Here is a 14,728-nt window from a genome sequence, read left to right as displayed (position 1 = left end):
CGTCAACGGACATCGCGAAAAGGAAGGGGTGAGGGCTCATGGCCAGCATTCGTGAGCTGCGCTCACGCATCCGGTCGGTCCAGTCGACCAAGAAGATCACCAAGGCTCAGGAACTGATCGCGACCTCGCGTATCACCAAGGCCCAGGGACGGGTGGCGGCGGCCAAGCCGTACTCGCAGGAGATGACCGCCGTGCTCTCGGAGCTGGCGAGCAACTCGGGATCGCTGGACAACCCGCTGCTCAACGAGCGGGAGAACCCGAAGCGCGCGGCGATCCTGGTCGTGACCAGCGACCGCGGTATGTGCGGTGGTTACAACGCGAACGTGCTCAAGGCGACCCGCGAACTCATCGCGCTCCTGCGCGACGAAGGCAAGGAAGCGGTCCTGTTCGTCATGGGTCGCAAGGGTGTCGGGTTCTTCAGCTTCCGGGGTCTGGAGATCTCGGACTCGTGGACGGGCTTCTCGGAGTCACCGCAGTACTCGGACGCGGCGACGGCGACCAGCTTCCTGGTGGACCTCTTCCAGGCAGGATCGGGCACCGAGGTCGAGCGCCCAGAAGGAGACGGCACCCTCGAGGGTGTCGACGAGCTGCACCTGGTCTACACGCGGTTCCAGTCGATGCTGGCGCAGGTGCCCGAGGTCCGGCGGATCGCCCCGCTGGTCGTGTCGCACGACGAGGATTCGTCCGACGACACGCCGTCGCGCAACTACACCTTCGAACCCGGGGCCGACGCCCTGCTCGACGCGCTGCTGCCGAAGTACGTGGCGACGCGGGTCTACGCGGCGCTGCTGGATTCGTCGGCATCGGAGTCGGCCGCGCGCCGCACCGCGATGAAGGCCGCGACGGACAACGCCGAAGAACTGTCCAAGTCGTTGTCGCGCGAGGCCAACCAGCTCCGCCAGGCCCAGATCACCCAGGAAATCAGCGAGATCGTCGGCGGCTCGAGCGCACTGGCGAACTAGCGTGCGCGCCAGCCGAGTCCGGATCGACGAGAACCCATACTTCGATAAAGAGGAAGTGACCCAAGCACCATGACCGCAGCAGTAGAAACCCCCTCCGCGCAGTCGGCGGGTTCCGCCGACGGGCGGGTCGTCCGCATCATCGGCCCCGTGGTCGACGTCGAGTTCCCGCGGGGCTCGATTCCTGAACTGTTCAACGCCCTGCACGCCGAGGTCGCTCTCTCCTCGGTCGCCAAGACCCTGACCCTCGAGGTCGCGCAGCACCTCGGTGACAACCTGGTGCGCACGATCTCGATGCAGCCGACCGACGGCCTGGTCCGCGGCGCGGCCGTGTCCGACACCGGCAAGTCGATCGTCGTGCCGGTCGGTGATGTCGTCAAGGGCCATGTGTTCAACGCCCTCGGTGACTGCCTCGACAGCCCGGGCCTGGGTCGCGACGGCGAGCAGTGGAGCATCCACCGCAAGCCGCCGGCCTTCGACGAGCTCGAGGGCAAGACCGAGATCCTCGAGACCGGCATCAAGGTCATCGACCTGCTGACCCCGTACGTCAAGGGCGGCAAGATCGGTCTGTTCGGTGGTGCGGGCGTCGGCAAGACCGTCCTCATCCAGGAGATGATCACGCGTATCGCGCGTGAGTTCTCCGGCACCTCGGTGTTCGCCGGCGTCGGTGAGCGCACCCGTGAGGGCACCGACCTCCACCTCGAGATGGAGGAGATGGGCGTTCTCCAGGACACCGCGTTGGTGTTCGGTCAGATGGACGAGCCGCCGGGCACGCGTATGCGCGTGGCGCTGTCGGCGCTGACCATGGCGGAGTACTTCCGCGATGTGAAGCACCAGGACGTGCTGCTCTTCATCGACAACATCTTCCGCTTCACGCAGGCGGGCTCGGAGGTCTCGACCCTCCTCGGCCGTATGCCGTCCGCGGTGGGTTACCAGCCGACCCTGGCCGACGAGATGGGTGAGCTCCAGGAGCGCATCACCTCGACCAAGGGCCGTTCGATCACCTCGCTGCAGGCGATCTACGTCCCCGCCGACGACTACACCGACCCGGCACCGGCCACGACGTTCGCGCACCTCGACGCGACCACCGAGCTCTCGCGTCCGATCTCGCAGCTGGGTATCTACCCCGCCGTGGACCCGCTGACCTCGACCTCGCGCATCCTCGAGGCGTCGATCGTCGGCGACGAGCACTTCCGCGTCGCCAACGAGGTCAAGCGCATCCTGCAGAAGTACAAGGAACTGCAGGACATCATCGCCATCCTCGGTATGGACGAGCTCTCCGAAGAGGACAAGGTCACGGTGCAGCGTGCGCGCCGTATCCAGAAGTTCCTCGGCCAGAACTTCCTCGTCGCCGAGAAGTTCACCGGCCAGAAGGGCTCGGTCGTCCCGCTCGCCGACACCATCGAGGCCTTCGACCGTGTCGCCAAGGGCGAGTTCGACCACCTGCCCGAGCAGGCGTTCAACAGCTGCGGTGGACTCGACGACGTGGAGGCCGCCGCCGCCAAGATCAGCGGAAAGTAGCGGTTCGCCATGGCTGAGAAGTCCTTCCACGTCGAGGTTGTCTCCGCGGATTCGAGCCTGTACTCGGGAGAGGCCACGTTCGTGATCGCGCAGACCACCGTCGGTGAGCTGGGTGTCCTGGCCAACCACGAGCCGCTCCTGGGCCAGTTGGTCCCGGGTGGTTTCGTGGTCATCGTCGAGGAGAACGGCAACCGTCGTGCGGCAGCGGTCGAGGGCGGGTTCCTCTCCGTCACCGGCGAGGCCGTCACGGTGCTGGCGGAGTCGGCCGACTGGGCCGACGACGTCGACGTCAACGCGGAGAAGACCGCGCTCGACGAGGCGGAGCCGGATTCGCCCGAGTACCACCGTGCTCACGCGCGTCTGACTGCGGCACAACACCTTTCCCGGTAGAGCGAGCCGCGCGAGCGGTTCGGGTCAACGACCGACCTCGGCCGGCCATCGGAATTCTCCGATGGCCTGCCGAGGTCGTTTGGCGTCTCATGTGCACGTTCTGGCATGCTTGTTCCACAGCCCCCTGTCCCGCGTGTATGCAGCCCAAGCCGTCTGGAGCCCTACCGGGTTCGACGCTTCGCCTATCCGCGGTGACTGCACGAAGGAGTAGGTGATGTCGCTGGCGGTCGTGATGCTCAGTGTGCTGCTGGCGGTGGCGCTCCTGTTGTGTGGCTTCCTGGCGCTGCGTCTGGCGCAACTCCGACGCGCGGGTACTCCGGTCCTGCTGCGCACGGTGCCGGCCGGCGTCGACCAGGGATGGCGTCACGGCACCGTGCACTACAGCGACGACTCTCTGCGCTACTACCGGCTCACGTCGCTGAAACCGGGGCCGAACGTGACGTTCGCACGACAGGGCATGGAGATCTCCGGTCGTCGCGCCCCCGAGGGCACCGAGACGGATATCCTCGACGGCATGCTCATCCTGCAGGTGCAGACCGCCGGCCGCGCCGAGGACGACTACGAACTGGCGATGGGCCCGGGTGCGGTGACCGCGTTCCAGTCCTGGCTCGAATCCCGGCAGTCCGCGAGATCGCAGCGGCGCCGCAGCGCCTAGGATTCCGGCCGCGCCGGGGGACGTTGCCGGTTGCCGCCCGGAACCCACTTGACGTCGCCGGGCGAGTTCGCGCCCTGCTGGTCGCCTCCCGCGGCGGGGCGAGTGCGGTTCGCCACCCGCGACAGGATGAACAGCAGATCCGACAACCGGTTCAGGTATTTCGCGGGCAGCAGGCTGGTGTCGTCGGGGTGGGCGGCGACCGCGGCCCACGCCGAGCGCTCGGCCCGTCTGGTCACCGTACGTGCCTGATGCAGCAGGGCAGCCAGCGGTGTGCCGCCCGGCAGGATGAACGAGTCCAGTGCGGGCAGATCGACACCGAAGGAGTCGCACCAGCGCTCGAGGGCATCGATGTAATCCTGCGCGATGCGCAGCGGTGGGTACTCGGGGTCGTCGACGACCGGCGTGGAGAGGTCGGCGCCGGCGTCGAAGAGGTCGTTCTGGACGGTCGTGAGCACTTCCCGGAGGTCGTCGGGGACGTCACCCCCGAGTGCCAGGGCGAGACCGATGACGGCGTTCGCCTCGTCACAGTCGGCGTAGGCGACGACACGCGGATCGGTTTTGGGCACCCGGGAGAAGTCGCTCAGCCCGGTGGAGCCGTCGTCGCCCGTTCGGGTGTAGATCCTCGTCAGGTGTACCGCCATGCGTCGAATGTACTGCGCCGGACCCACGGGATCGGACGCACGGTCGGAGGACGTACTGGCCGGTGGGCCGGTGACCCCGGACGGTTAAGGTGGCAGTCGTGAGCGATCGGTTTCTGGTGTCCGGGGGAGCGCGTCTGTCCGGCGAGGTGGCAGTGGGGGGCGCGAAGAACAGCGTCCTGAAACTCATGGCCGCGGCCCTCCTTGCCGAGGGGACGACCGTGCTGACCAACGCACCCGAGATCGCCGATGTCCCGCTGATGGCGGACGTTCTCCGCGGTCTCGGTGCGGTCGTCGACATGGACGGCGAGACGGTCACCATCACGGCGCCGGCGGAGCCGAAGTTCCACGCCGACTTCGCGGCGGTCCGGCAGTTCCGCGCCTCGGTCTGTGTCCTCGGCCCGCTGATGGCGCGTTGTCACCGAGCCGTCGTGGCGCTGCCCGGCGGAGACGCGATCGGGTCGCGGCCGCTCGACATGCACCAGGCGGGTCTGCGCGCCCTGGGCGCCACCAGCTCGATCGAGCACGGCTGCGTGGTGGCCGAGGCCGACACGTTGGTCGGCGCACCGATCGCGCTGGAGTTCCCGTCGGTGGGGGCGACCGAGAACATCCTCATGGCCGCCGTGCTCGCCGAGGGACAGACCACCATCGACAACGCCGCCCGCGAGCCGGAGATCGTCGACCTGTGCGTGATGCTGCAGCAGATGGGCGCACAGATCGACGGCGCCGGCACCTCGACGCTGACCGTCGTCGGTGTGGACCGGCTGCATCCGACGACACACCGGGTGGTCGGAGACCGCATCGTCGGTGCCACCTGGGGGATTGCGGCCGCCATGACGCGCGGTGACGTCACCGTGCGCGGCGTGAAACCCGAACACCTGCAGCTGGTTCTGAACAAATTGGGCGACACCGGCGCGGTGGTCGACACCTTCGACGACGGCTTCCGGGTCCGGCACGATCGCCGGCCCACCGCCGTCAACGTCTCGACCCTGCCGTTTCCCGGATTCCCCACCGATCTGCAGCCGATGGCGATCGGCCTCGCCGCCATCTCCGACGGCATGTCGGTGATCACGGAGAACGTCTTCGAGGCCCGGTTCCGCTTCGTCGAGGAGATGGTCCGTCTCGGTGCGGATGCGCGGACCGACGGCCACCACGCCGTCATCCGCGGGATCGACCACCTGTCGAGTGCGCCGGTCTGGTGTTCGGACATCCGGGCGGGCGCCGGCCTCGTGCTGGCCGGGCTCGTCGCCGACGGCGTGACCGAAGTACACGACGTCGAGCACATCGACCGCGGGTACCCGCACTTCGTGGAGATCCTGCGCAGTCTCGGCGGTGAGATCGAGCGCGTGCGCGACTGAACCCTGTCCGATCGGACAGGTACCGGCCCGTCCGGCCGGGTGCACTCTGGTCGAGGACGGGCAGGACCCCTTGTCCCGGTTGTGATCTGGACGACATTCTCGTTGTGACAGACCAACCGTCACAAGGAGTTCACCACCATGGCCATTGAGCTGAACCAGATCTGGGACTTCCCGATCAAGGAGTTCCACCCGTTCCCGAAGGCGAAGCTGGGTGTCGGCGCGCACGACATGCTCGGTGTCGAGGCCAAGGACCTGGGCATGACCCGTGCGCTCCTGATGACGACGGGTCTACGCGGCTCCGGCATCATCGAGGAGCTGATCGGCAAGATCGAGTACCAGGGCGTCGACGTGGTGCTCTACGACCAGGTGGAGTCCAACCCCAAGGACTACAACTGCATGGACGCCGCGGCCCTCTACCAGTCGGAGAAGTGCGACGGCATCATCTCGGTCGGTGGCGGCTCCAGCCACGACGCCGCCAAGGGTGCACGTATGGTCATCGCCCACGACGGCCGCAACATCAACGAGTTCGAGGGCTTCTCCAAGGCCACCAACAAGGAGAATCCGAAGCACATCGCGGTCTCGACGACGGCCGGCACCGGCTCGGAGACCTCCTGGGCCTACGTCATCACCGATACCTCGGACATGAACAAGCCGCACAAATGGGTGGCCTTCGACGACACCTGCCTCGTCGACCTGGCGATGGACGACCCGCTGCTCTACTACACGTGCCCCGAGCACTTCACCGCCTTCTGCGGTTTCGACGTGCTCGCGCACGCGAGCGAGCCCTACGTGTCGCGTCTGGACTTCGCACCCTCGCTGGGCAATGCCAAGTACTCGATCGAGCTGATCCGCGACCATCTGCGCACCGCCGTGTACGACCCGCGAAACCTGGCGGCCCGCACCGGGATGATGTACGCGCAGTACATCTCCGCGCAGGCGTTCAACTCCGGCGGCCTCGGTCTCGTGCACTCGCTGTCGCATGCGGTGAGCGCGTTCTATGACAGCCATCACGGGCTGAACAACGCCATCGCCCTTCCCCGCGTCTGGGAGTACAACCTGCCGTCTCGCTACGAGCGTTACGCCGAGATCGCCGCGCTGCTCGGTGTCGACACATCGAAGATGACGACGGTCCAGGCCGCCGACGCCGCCGTCGAGGAGGCCATCCGCTTGGGCAAAGACCTCGGCATCCCCGACAACTTCGGTCAGCTGTCGACGAGCAGCTACGACAAGAACCGGATGAACACCGGCAAGTACGAGGGCCGCGGCGAGACCATGGACACCTCGGACAAGCAGATCCGCGCCATCGCCGAGCACATGATGGACGACTGGTGCACGCCGGGCAACCCGCGGGAGAGCACCGTCGAGTCGCTGATCCCGATGGTGGCGCACGCCTTCACCGGCAGCTACTGATCCGCCCGCTCGCCCGCCTGATCCGAGATCCCGACTGTTCCGAGAACCGCAGGCCGACAAGGAGTCCGACATCCGATGACGCACGTGTGCGCACCTCGGGAAACCGCCGAGGACATCACCCGGGACATCACCCCGGACAGCCGTTCCTTCCCGTCCGTGGAGGAGCTGACCGACGCGTTGGGTGAGCAGGGCTACCTGATCGGTCCGGAACTCGCGGTCGTCGTCCATCTCGCGACGCTCCTCGACCGGCCCCTCCTGCTGGAGGGGCCGGCCGGGGTCGGCAAGACGGAGCTGGCGAAGGCGTTGGCGGCGGCTTCGGGGCGCGAGCTGGTACGGCTGCAGTGCTACGAGGGTCTCGACGAGTCGCGTGCCCTCTACGAATGGGATTACGCACGACAGCTTCTCCATGTGCAGATGCTGCGCGATCGCATCAGTGCGGAACTCGCCGCCGAGACGACCCTCTCGGCCGCGAGTTCGGCGGCGCGCGCCGAGGTCGGCGTCTACACCGAAGACTTCCTGGTGGCCCGGCCACTGATGGCGGCCATCACGTCGCCCTCGCCGACGGTCCTGCTCGTCGACGAGATCGACCGCACCGACGAGGCGATGGAAGCGGTGATGCTCGAGGTCCTCGCCGAGCGCCAGGTGACGGTCCCCGAACTCGGGACGTTCACGGCACGGTCGTCGCCGTGGGTCATCCTGACCTCCAACGACACCCGCGAACTCTCGCCCGCGCTCAAACGTCGCTGCCTGCACTTCCAGGTCGACTACCCGGATCCGCAGACCGAGCGGGACATCGTCGCGGTCCGCGCCCCCGACGTCGAGGAGACGATCATCGGCGAGGTCGTCGACCTCGCCCGGCGGCTTCGCGATCTCCCGTTGCGCAAGAGCCCGTCCATCGCGGAGGTGATCGACGCCGCGCGGGCCGCCTCGTACCTCGGAGCACGGGACGGACAGGTGGGCACGCCGATCGACGCCGAGCATCGCAGCGCTCTGCTGGCGTTGCTCGTGAAGTTCGGTTCGGACGGCGAGATCGCCCGTCGCGCTCTGTCTTCCGAACACGGAGGACCGCCGGCGGAAGGCTCGCCGATCGGCGTGGACGGGACCACGCCCGGCGGGTCGGTGACCGCGCGCGCCTTCGGTGCCGGGCGCGCCCGCAGTGCGGGTGTCCGACCGGGACGATGACGCCGATGACTGCGGCGTCGGCCACCCCGGTACCCGTCGCCACCGCGAGGCGGGCGGACCCGCTCGACCTGCTCGCGGTCGCGTTCGGAAGGGTCCTGCGGAGCTCCGGGATCGCGGCCTCGCCCGCCGAGGTCATCGAGATCCGGCGGACCCTGTCGATGGTCGGCGCCGCCGAGCCGGCGGTCCTGCGTGCGGCGCTACAGAGCGTGTGCGTCAAATATGGCTACGAGACAGCGGGTTTCGAGCGGGCCTTCGAGCTCTTCTTCCTCGGCGCCGAACCCGATCGCGCCGACGAGGACGACCTTCCACGGGCCCGCGGCGTCGCGGCCGATCTGCCCGATGACGTGGTCTGGGACGAGGAATTCGAGGGCGCGGCCCGCCAGATCGGCGCCGACGAACACACCGACGAGATCGGCCACCTGATGGCCGACGATCCCGACGCCGCGCACCGGGACGCCGAGAGCGCTCACCGGGAGGAGAACGACTTCAGCGTCTCGGCCGGCGCCGAGCAGCTCGGCGTCGACCCGGACGGCGGCACGACCGGTGGGGGAGTGACCTACACGGTCGAGGTCGACACCGCCGACTCGTCGACCGTCGGCGAACTGACCGGATCGGCAGCCCGGGTCTCGAGCCGGCCGCTCGGGCTGACCGGGGCCCACGCAATCCTCGCCGCACTCGACGCCTACGATCCGCGCAAGGCATACGGCACCGACGGCAACGACGACCTCGGCGACGCCCGGAGGACCGAACTGGAACGGGCACTGGGTGCTTTCGTCGACGCGCTGGTCGCATGCCTGGACGCCGACGGCGGCGCCGAGGCGGTCTCCGGCGCCGACCGGTCGGCCGAGGGGTATGTCGACCAAGCTGAGATCGATCGCGCCTGCCACCGGCTGATCCAGCGCATGCGCGGCGCCCCGCGCCGGGTGGTCCGCCCGGTCGACCGGGGTGTCCTCGACATCCGGGCGACGATGCGCGCGTCGGTCGCGACCGACGGTGTGCCCGCCGAACTGTGGCGGCGCCGCAGGCGGCCCGGCCCGGTCCGGCTGCTGGTCCTCGTCGACGTGTCGTTGTCGGTCCGGCCGGTCACCGGGTTCATCCTGCGTCTCGCGCAGACTCTGCATCGCTTCGGCGACCGTTGCGAGGTCGTCGCGTTCGTCGATCGGCCGGTGCGCGTCACGACCGCACTGCGGTCCGCGGCGGCCGACTCGGCTCTCGCGGCGGTGCTCGCCGCCGACGGTCTGGATCTTGCCGCGACGAGCGACTACGGGCGCATGTTCGGCGAACTGCTGGGCGGCTGCGGGGACCTGATCAGCAGGCGGACATCGGTGCTCGTCGTCGGGGATGCGCGCAGCAACGGTCTCGATCCGCGTGTCGACCTGGTGGCCGAGGTCGGTCGTCGATCGCACCGAATCGCCTGGATCACACCGGAACCCGAGCGCTATTGGGCGCAATCCGGGTGCGCGATGGCCGACTACGCCGAGCACTGCAGCGGAGTCGTCAGCGTGCGTGACGGCGCCGAGATGCTCGCGCGTTGTGACGAGCTGGGTGCGGCGCTGAGGTGACCTGGGTAGCGTCGGGGTACCGCCGGGGCGAGGTGGTCGGACGGTGCGGTCGGAGTGGATGGAACGGAGGCGGGACGAATGGTGGGTGACGTCCGTCGGCGCGCATCGGGCCAGGTCGCCAAGTTCCACACCCCGGAGATCGTGCTGGGCCCGGGCGCCTTCGGGGAGGTGCCGGTCGCGACGGCGGGACTCGGGATGCGCCGACCGTTCGTGGTCAGCGATCGTTGTCTGGAACGCACCCCCTGGTACGCACAGCTGATGGCCGGGCTGCGTGCCGGCGGCCTCGACGCGGCGTCGTACCTGGATGTCTCGCCCAACCCACGGTCCGGCGAGGTCGCGGCGGCGTTCCTCGCCTACAAGGCACACGATGCCGACGGCCTCGTCGCCCTGGGCGGCGGTTCGGTGATCGACGCCGCCAAGGGTGTCGCGGTGTTGGCGGCCAACGGCGGTCACATCCTCGAGTACGAGGGAATCGACCGTGCCCGACGACCGCTCCCGCCACTCATCGCGGTGCCGACGACGGCCGGCAGCGGCGCCGACGTCTCCCAGTTCTGCATCATCAACGACGCCGAGCGGCGTACCAAGGTGACCATCATCGGGCGTTCACTCGTGCCGGACGTGACGGTGAGTGACCCGACCCTGCTGATGACCGCGCCCGCCGCGGTCACCGCCCAGGTCGGCATGGATGTACTCACCCACTGCGTCGAGGCCTACGTCTCGCTCGCGCACGGACGACTCACCGATTCGCTTGCGCTGGAATCCATTCGTGGCGTGTGGACGCATCTCGAACGCCTCGTCGACGATCCGCGGGACCGGGTCGCGGCCGAGGAGATGTCGCTCGCGGCGCTACGGGCGGGGATGGCGTTCACCAACGCGATCCTCGGCGCCACGCACGCGATGAGTCACCCGGTCGGCGGGCACTGTGACGCCCCGCACGGCGCGATCAACGCCGTCCTGCTGCCGCACGTGATCCGCTACAACGCCCATGTGTGTGCCGACGGCTTCGTCGACCTGGCCGACGCCATCGGGGTCGAGACATCCGGCGACGCCCGGACCGTCGCCGACCGACTGGCCGATGCGATCGCCGCGCTCGGCGCCCGGGTCGGCATGCCGGCGTCGCTCGAACCGCTGGGCGTGCGCAGCGCCGACCTCGACCGCCTCACCGCCCACGCGCTGGCCGATTCGTGCATGACCACCAACCCGCGGCGTCCGCAGGCCGCAGGCATCCGGGACCTCTACGCCGAAGCGCTGTGATGACCGGTCCGTCGCCCGAGCGAAGCGCTCTCCCCGAACAGGCCGACCTCGAGAGCCTGGTCGGACTCCGCAGCGTCAAGGGCAGCCACTACGCGGCGCTGCGCGGGGTCGAGGCGCGGCTGAGTCGGGTGGTCGGTGCGCTGGAGCGGATCTCGCGTGCTCTCGTCCGTACCGCCGAAGGGCCCGAGGCTTTGGTCATCGCGGTCGTCGAGGCGGCACGGGACCATCTGGGCGCGGACTGGGTCGTCTTCGCGCTCGCGGACGGCCGACTCGAGCAGTCGGCCCCGCGCCACCTGATCAGCGCGAGCGGTGGTCGGCTCTACGCCTTCGAAGGGTCCGAGCGGGCCGCCACACCCGACGACCTGCCCGACGAGGTGCTCAACCGGCTCAACGACATCCTCCGCGGACACGAGACCGTCCTGCACGGCGCGATCCTCCAGGAGGACCACGTCCACGTCCCCGTCGAACTCGACGGCAACGTCGTCGGGGGACTGTCGGCCTGGACACCGGTCGGTCGCATGGTCGATCCCACCGATCTCGTCGTGCTGCGCATCCTGGCCAGCCAGGCGATCGTCGCACTGCTCAACGCCGAGCTGTTCTCCGAGACCGACCGCCACGCAATGGAACTCGCCGAGCGCAACACCGAACTGGAACGTACCCAGCGCGAACTGTCGGCGGCGATGCGGGCGACCGTGCTCAACGAGGAGCGCGGACGGATCGCCCGCGAGCTCCACGACTCGGTCACCCAGTCGGTGCTGTCGGCGGGGGTGCAGATCGAACTGTGCCGCGGCCTCGTCGAAGGTCTCGCACTCGATCGCCTGGAGATGGCGGGCCGGCTGACCAAGGAGGCCGTGGAGCAGTTGCGGTCGTTCATCTACGCGCTCAACAACGCCACGAACGCGCCGTCGCCGAGTGTGCGCGACGTCCTCACCGAGCTGTGCTCGCTGCACATGCCGCCGGACCTTCGCACGGCGGTCCATATGCGCGGCCGGGAGCGCGATCTCGCCGATGAGGTCCAGCACGCCCTGCTGCGGATCGCCGGCGAGGCCCTCTTCAACACCGCCGTCCACTCGCGTGCCCACCAGGTCACGGTGACCCTCACCTACGCCGTGGACACCGTCGCACTGTCGGTCGACGACGACGGCGTCGGTGATCCCGAACATCTGCGCCGGGTGATGCGCACCGCGTCGCTCGGCGATCTCACGGCCGGACGGCACCGCGGCCTGGCCAACATGTCCTCGCGCGCCGCCGAGCTCGGAGGCGAACTGCGGATCCGCCGGTCGCGCATCGGCGGTATCCGCGTCGCGGTCGTGCTGCCGATCGGCACGGCCGGCTCCGCGACGCCCGACGACCCGCTCAGAACGAAGGAGTTCGGTTGAGCGACAACGACATCAGGCGCCCCATCCGGACGCTTCTCGTCGACGACCACGCCCTCCTGCGCCAGGGCATGCGGTCGCTGCTGGAGCGCGAGGACGTCGTCGACGTGGTCGGTGAGGCGGGATCGGCCGACGCCGCGCTGGCCGAGGTGAACGCCCGACACCCCGATGTCGTCGTGGTCGACCTCAAGCTGTCGGCGGGCACCGAGTACGAGGGGCTGCGGCTCATCGAGCAGATCGCGCAGCGCCACCCGGAGGTCGCTGCGCTGGTGCTGACCACGTTCCTCGACGACGATCTGGTCGTACGCGCCGTGCGGGCGGGAGCCCGGGGGTACGTGGTCAAAGATGTCGACACGACCGAACTCGTGCGCGCGATCCAGGCGGTGTCCGGCGGCGGCAGCGCCTTCGACCCGCGCAGCGCGGCCGTCGTCCTCCGCGCGGTGTCCGGCGAGAACGAGAAGTCCGAGGCACTCAGCGACCGGGAGCGCGAGGTCTTGCGGCTCCTCGCCGACGGGCTGTCGAACAAGCGGATCGGCGAGACGCTCTACATCTCGGAGTCAACCGTGAAGTTCCACATTCGCAACATCATTCGCAAGCTCGGGGTGTCCAAGCGGACCGACGCGGTGTACATCGCCAGCAAACGCGGGCTGATCTGACGCGGTCGCTCGGTACCGCGGCCGGACTCGAGGAATCAGGACCGGGGGGTGAGGACGAGCCATCCGCCGTGATCGACGACGACCTCGGCGCCGGCATGCGGGACGGCTCGAGCCCAGCCGCACAGGTCGTTCTCGGTGAGCCGGACGAGGTGGCCGAAGTGCGGGCTCGGCTCGTCTTCGAACGGCACGCCGATGACCACGCGCTGCCGGGCGACCCGGAGGGCCTCGCCGATCGCGGCGTGCGCCCCCGCGGGATCGAGGTGCTCGAGGAGGTGGATGAGCGTGACGGTGTCGGCCGAGTCGTCGGCGTAGGGGAGAGCGGTCGCGTTCCCGACGGTTGCGACGACGGGCAGTCGGAGTCGGTGAGCGGCGTCGGAGAGCAACGACACCGCTCCGGGCGAGATGTCGCAGGCCGTGACCTGGAGACCGTCCAGGGCGCAGGCGAGAGCGAAGAAGCCGAAGCACGATCCCACCTCGAGGACGGCCCCGCCCGAGACCAGGCTCCGCGCGCGTTTGTGGACGGGAGCGAATGCCGATGTGCCCGTGCGCAGTTCGCGAAGCGAGTTGTCGTAGAAAGCCGCCCAGGCGTCGTCGGCCGTGCCCGCCGAGGTGCGGATGATCCCCATCGCGGCGCATTCGAACTGCGACTGGCCGGCCAGCACGCCGGCCTCGACGAGGGCGACGAGCCCGTCGACGACCACGCCGTCGGAGATGCTCTGCTCGTCGAAGGGATGGGCGATCTGCAGGACGCCGGCCTCCCGACGCCAGGAGAGGAGACCGCAACGCGTGAACCCCTCGGGGACAAGCGCGGACGAGACAACCCGCGGTGGGAGTCCGGGTACCGGCGATGAGCCGATGGGCGCGCTCGTCGGGGTCGTGGCCAGTTCGGTCGCGGTCATGTCTCGACCGTATGAGCGCTCTGACCTGCGCATAACTGACCGACCGGGGGTGATGACCTGTCCGAAAGGACGGTCTGCGACGCACGTCACATCGATGTGATTCACCGAAATCCGCGCGCAGCAGCGGGATTCGGTTCCGCGCGGCAGGCGATGACCTGCGCCGATGGCTGTTGGGGCGGGCGGCGAGCAGGCGATTTGACCCCGACGATCCGGTTGCGTAACTTTCTTCAAGTCAGCGAGCCACGGCGCCGCCCCGGAAGGGCCTGAGAGGGTCTGATGGTGGGGAGTGGAGACCGCGTTTCTTGGCTGGCCGCCCCTGAATGTTTTGGCTTGAGTTGTTGTGGCTCGGGTAGAGTGTTTGGGGTTGCTGGGTCTCTCAGTGGTTCGGAATTCTTCGGGGTTGCGGGCTGCGGGTGGGGTCTGGTAGGCTGGAAGAGTTGCCCCGGAGACGGGGTGGCTGGCAAGGTTGAATGCGAAGTCTGCTGGTGAGAGCCCTGATTTGGGGTGGGTAGCTGGTGGGTGTGTGTTCTTTGAGAACTCGATAGTGTGATGATGAATTGTCTGATGCCAATGTGGCATCGTGCATCTTTGTGGATGTAGATGTTTGTTTTTTTGTGTGGCGTCCGGGCCCCGTCCTGGGTGTCACATTTTGCTAGGTTTATTTTGGTCAGGTTGTGCTTTCCTGGTTGAAGATTTTGTGTTGAAACGCCGGCCTTTTTTGGGGTTGGTTTTGTTTCACTGTTTTTTCATGGAGAGTTTGATCCTGGCTCAGGACGAACGCTGGCGGCGTGCTTAACACATGCAAGTCGAACGGAAAGGCCCAGCTTGCTGGGTACTCGAGTGGCGAACGGGTGAGTAACACGTGGGT

Annotated in this window: 13 protein-coding genes and 1 rRNA gene; 12 read left to right on the top strand and 2 right to left on the bottom strand. The window is 68.2% G+C overall.

All coding sequences use genetic code 11. The features are described from left to right. Positions 1–38: 38 nt before the first annotated feature. The 4 genes from JW364_RS11330 to JW364_RS11315 all read left to right on the top strand — a co-directional run bounded on the left by JW364_RS11330 (position 39) and on the right by JW364_RS11315 (position 3,525). Positions 39–962 (top strand): F0F1 ATP synthase subunit gamma, encoded by a 924-nt coding sequence (locus tag JW364_RS11330; protein ID WP_055474988.1) that lies wholly within the window; start codon positions 39–41, stop codon positions 960–962. Between the two features lie 69 nt (positions 963–1,031). After that, entirely contained in the window at positions 1,032–2,480 is a 1,449-nt protein-coding gene (atpD, locus tag JW364_RS11325; protein WP_010842985.1) for a F0F1 ATP synthase subunit beta, read from the top strand. Positions 2,481–2,489: 9 nt separating this feature from the next. After that, positions 2,490–2,870 (top strand): F0F1 ATP synthase subunit epsilon, encoded by a 381-nt coding sequence (locus tag JW364_RS11320; RefSeq protein WP_055474987.1) that lies wholly within the window; start codon positions 2,490–2,492, stop codon positions 2,868–2,870. Positions 2,871–3,084: 214 nt separating this feature from the next. Continuing rightward, positions 3,085–3,525: a DUF2550 domain-containing protein gene (locus JW364_RS11315; protein ID WP_055474986.1), complete on the top strand. Its 441-nt coding sequence runs from the start codon at positions 3,085–3,087 to the stop codon at positions 3,523–3,525. Here JW364_RS11315 and JW364_RS11310 read toward each other — a convergent pair. Then, positions 3,522–4,166 carry a cob(I)yrinic acid a,c-diamide adenosyltransferase gene (locus JW364_RS11310; protein ID WP_055474985.1) on the bottom strand — a complete coding sequence of 215 codons (645 nt, stop codon included), beginning with the start codon at positions 4,164–4,166 and terminating at the stop codon, positions 3,522–3,524. The genes JW364_RS11315 and JW364_RS11310 overlap by 4 nt on opposite strands. Before the next feature lie 98 nt (positions 4,167–4,264). On the opposite strand from JW364_RS11310, the gene murA reads away from it, so the two are divergent. From murA to JW364_RS11275, 7 genes are all read left to right on the top strand, one after another. Further along, positions 4,265–5,521 carry a UDP-N-acetylglucosamine 1-carboxyvinyltransferase gene (murA, locus tag JW364_RS11305; protein WP_205333585.1) on the top strand — a complete coding sequence of 419 codons (1,257 nt, stop codon included), beginning with the start codon at positions 4,265–4,267 and terminating at the stop codon, positions 5,519–5,521. Positions 5,522–5,659: 138 nt separating this feature from the next. Then, positions 5,660–6,931 carry an NDMA-dependent methanol dehydrogenase gene (mdo, locus tag JW364_RS11300; RefSeq protein ID WP_004021262.1) on the top strand — a complete coding sequence of 424 codons (1,272 nt, stop codon included), beginning with the start codon at positions 5,660–5,662 and terminating at the stop codon, positions 6,929–6,931. Positions 6,932–7,006: 75 nt separating this feature from the next. Further along, a complete protein-coding gene (locus JW364_RS11295; RefSeq protein WP_205333584.1) occupies positions 7,007–8,113 on the top strand; it encodes a MoxR family ATPase in 1,107 nt (368 codons plus the stop codon). A gap of 5 nt (positions 8,114–8,118) precedes the next feature. After that, positions 8,119–9,675 (top strand): VWA domain-containing protein, encoded by a 1,557-nt coding sequence (locus JW364_RS11290; RefSeq protein ID WP_205333583.1) that lies wholly within the window; start codon positions 8,119–8,121, stop codon positions 9,673–9,675. A 78-nt stretch (positions 9,676–9,753) separates the two neighbouring features. Then, positions 9,754–10,929, top strand: coding sequence for an iron-containing alcohol dehydrogenase (locus JW364_RS11285; RefSeq protein ID WP_065632850.1), 1,176 nt, complete (start codon positions 9,754–9,756; stop codon positions 10,927–10,929). After that, entirely contained in the window at positions 10,929–12,308 is a 1,380-nt protein-coding gene (locus JW364_RS11280) for a GAF domain-containing sensor histidine kinase (RefSeq protein WP_205333582.1), read from the top strand. The genes JW364_RS11285 and JW364_RS11280 overlap by 1 nt, the downstream gene beginning before the upstream one ends. Continuing rightward, on the top strand, positions 12,305–12,961 hold the full coding sequence (locus JW364_RS11275; RefSeq protein ID WP_058252764.1) for a response regulator transcription factor: 657 nt from the start codon (positions 12,305–12,307) through the stop codon (positions 12,959–12,961). The genes JW364_RS11280 and JW364_RS11275 overlap by 4 nt, the downstream gene beginning before the upstream one ends. A gap of 35 nt (positions 12,962–12,996) precedes the next feature. Here the strand turns inward: JW364_RS11275 and mftM are convergent, their stop codons facing one another. Further along, a complete protein-coding gene (mftM, locus tag JW364_RS11270; RefSeq protein WP_137810085.1) occupies positions 12,997–13,860 on the bottom strand; it encodes a mycofactocin oligosaccharide methyltransferase MftM in 864 nt (287 codons plus the stop codon). Positions 13,861–14,605: 745 nt separating this feature from the next. Here mftM and JW364_RS11265 point away from each other — a divergent pair. Beyond that, positions 14,606–14,728, top strand: a 16S ribosomal RNA gene (locus JW364_RS11265); the annotation flags it as partial.

The sequence above is a fragment of the Gordonia sp. BP-119 genome (genome assembly GCF_016924115.1).
In the GTDB taxonomy this organism is placed as follows: Bacteria; Actinomycetota; Actinomycetes; order Mycobacteriales; family Mycobacteriaceae; genus Gordonia; species Gordonia hongkongensis.
This window is presented reverse-complemented; position numbering and strand designations above follow the sequence as displayed.

Excerpts from the sequence above, each read along its gene's own strand:
- JW364_RS11330 (WP_055474988.1), top strand. The coding sequence starts at position 39 with ATGGCCAGCATTCGTGAGCTGCGCTCACGCATCCGGTCGGTCCAGTCG.
- atpD (WP_010842985.1), top strand. The coding sequence starts at position 1,032 with ATGACCGCAGCAGTAGAAACCCCCTCCGCGCAGTCGGCGGGTTCCGCC.
- JW364_RS11320 (WP_055474987.1), top strand. The coding sequence starts at position 2,490 with ATGGCTGAGAAGTCCTTCCACGTCGAGGTTGTCTCCGCGGATTCGAGC.
- JW364_RS11315 (WP_055474986.1), top strand. The coding sequence starts at position 3,085 with ATGTCGCTGGCGGTCGTGATGCTCAGTGTGCTGCTGGCGGTGGCGCTC.
- JW364_RS11310 (WP_055474985.1), bottom strand. The coding sequence starts at position 4,166 with ATGGCGGTACACCTGACGAGGATCTACACCCGAACGGGCGACGACGGC.
- mdo (WP_004021262.1), top strand. The coding sequence starts at position 5,660 with ATGGCCATTGAGCTGAACCAGATCTGGGACTTCCCGATCAAGGAGTTC.
- JW364_RS11295 (WP_205333584.1), top strand. The coding sequence starts at position 7,007 with ATGACGCACGTGTGCGCACCTCGGGAAACCGCCGAGGACATCACCCGG.
- JW364_RS11290 (WP_205333583.1), top strand. The coding sequence starts at position 8,119 with ATGACTGCGGCGTCGGCCACCCCGGTACCCGTCGCCACCGCGAGGCGG.
- JW364_RS11285 (WP_065632850.1), top strand. The coding sequence starts at position 9,754 with ATGGTGGGTGACGTCCGTCGGCGCGCATCGGGCCAGGTCGCCAAGTTC.
- JW364_RS11280 (WP_205333582.1), top strand. The coding sequence starts at position 10,929 with ATGACCGGTCCGTCGCCCGAGCGAAGCGCTCTCCCCGAACAGGCCGAC.
- mftM (WP_137810085.1), bottom strand. The coding sequence starts at position 13,860 with ATGACCGCGACCGAACTGGCCACGACCCCGACGAGCGCGCCCATCGGC.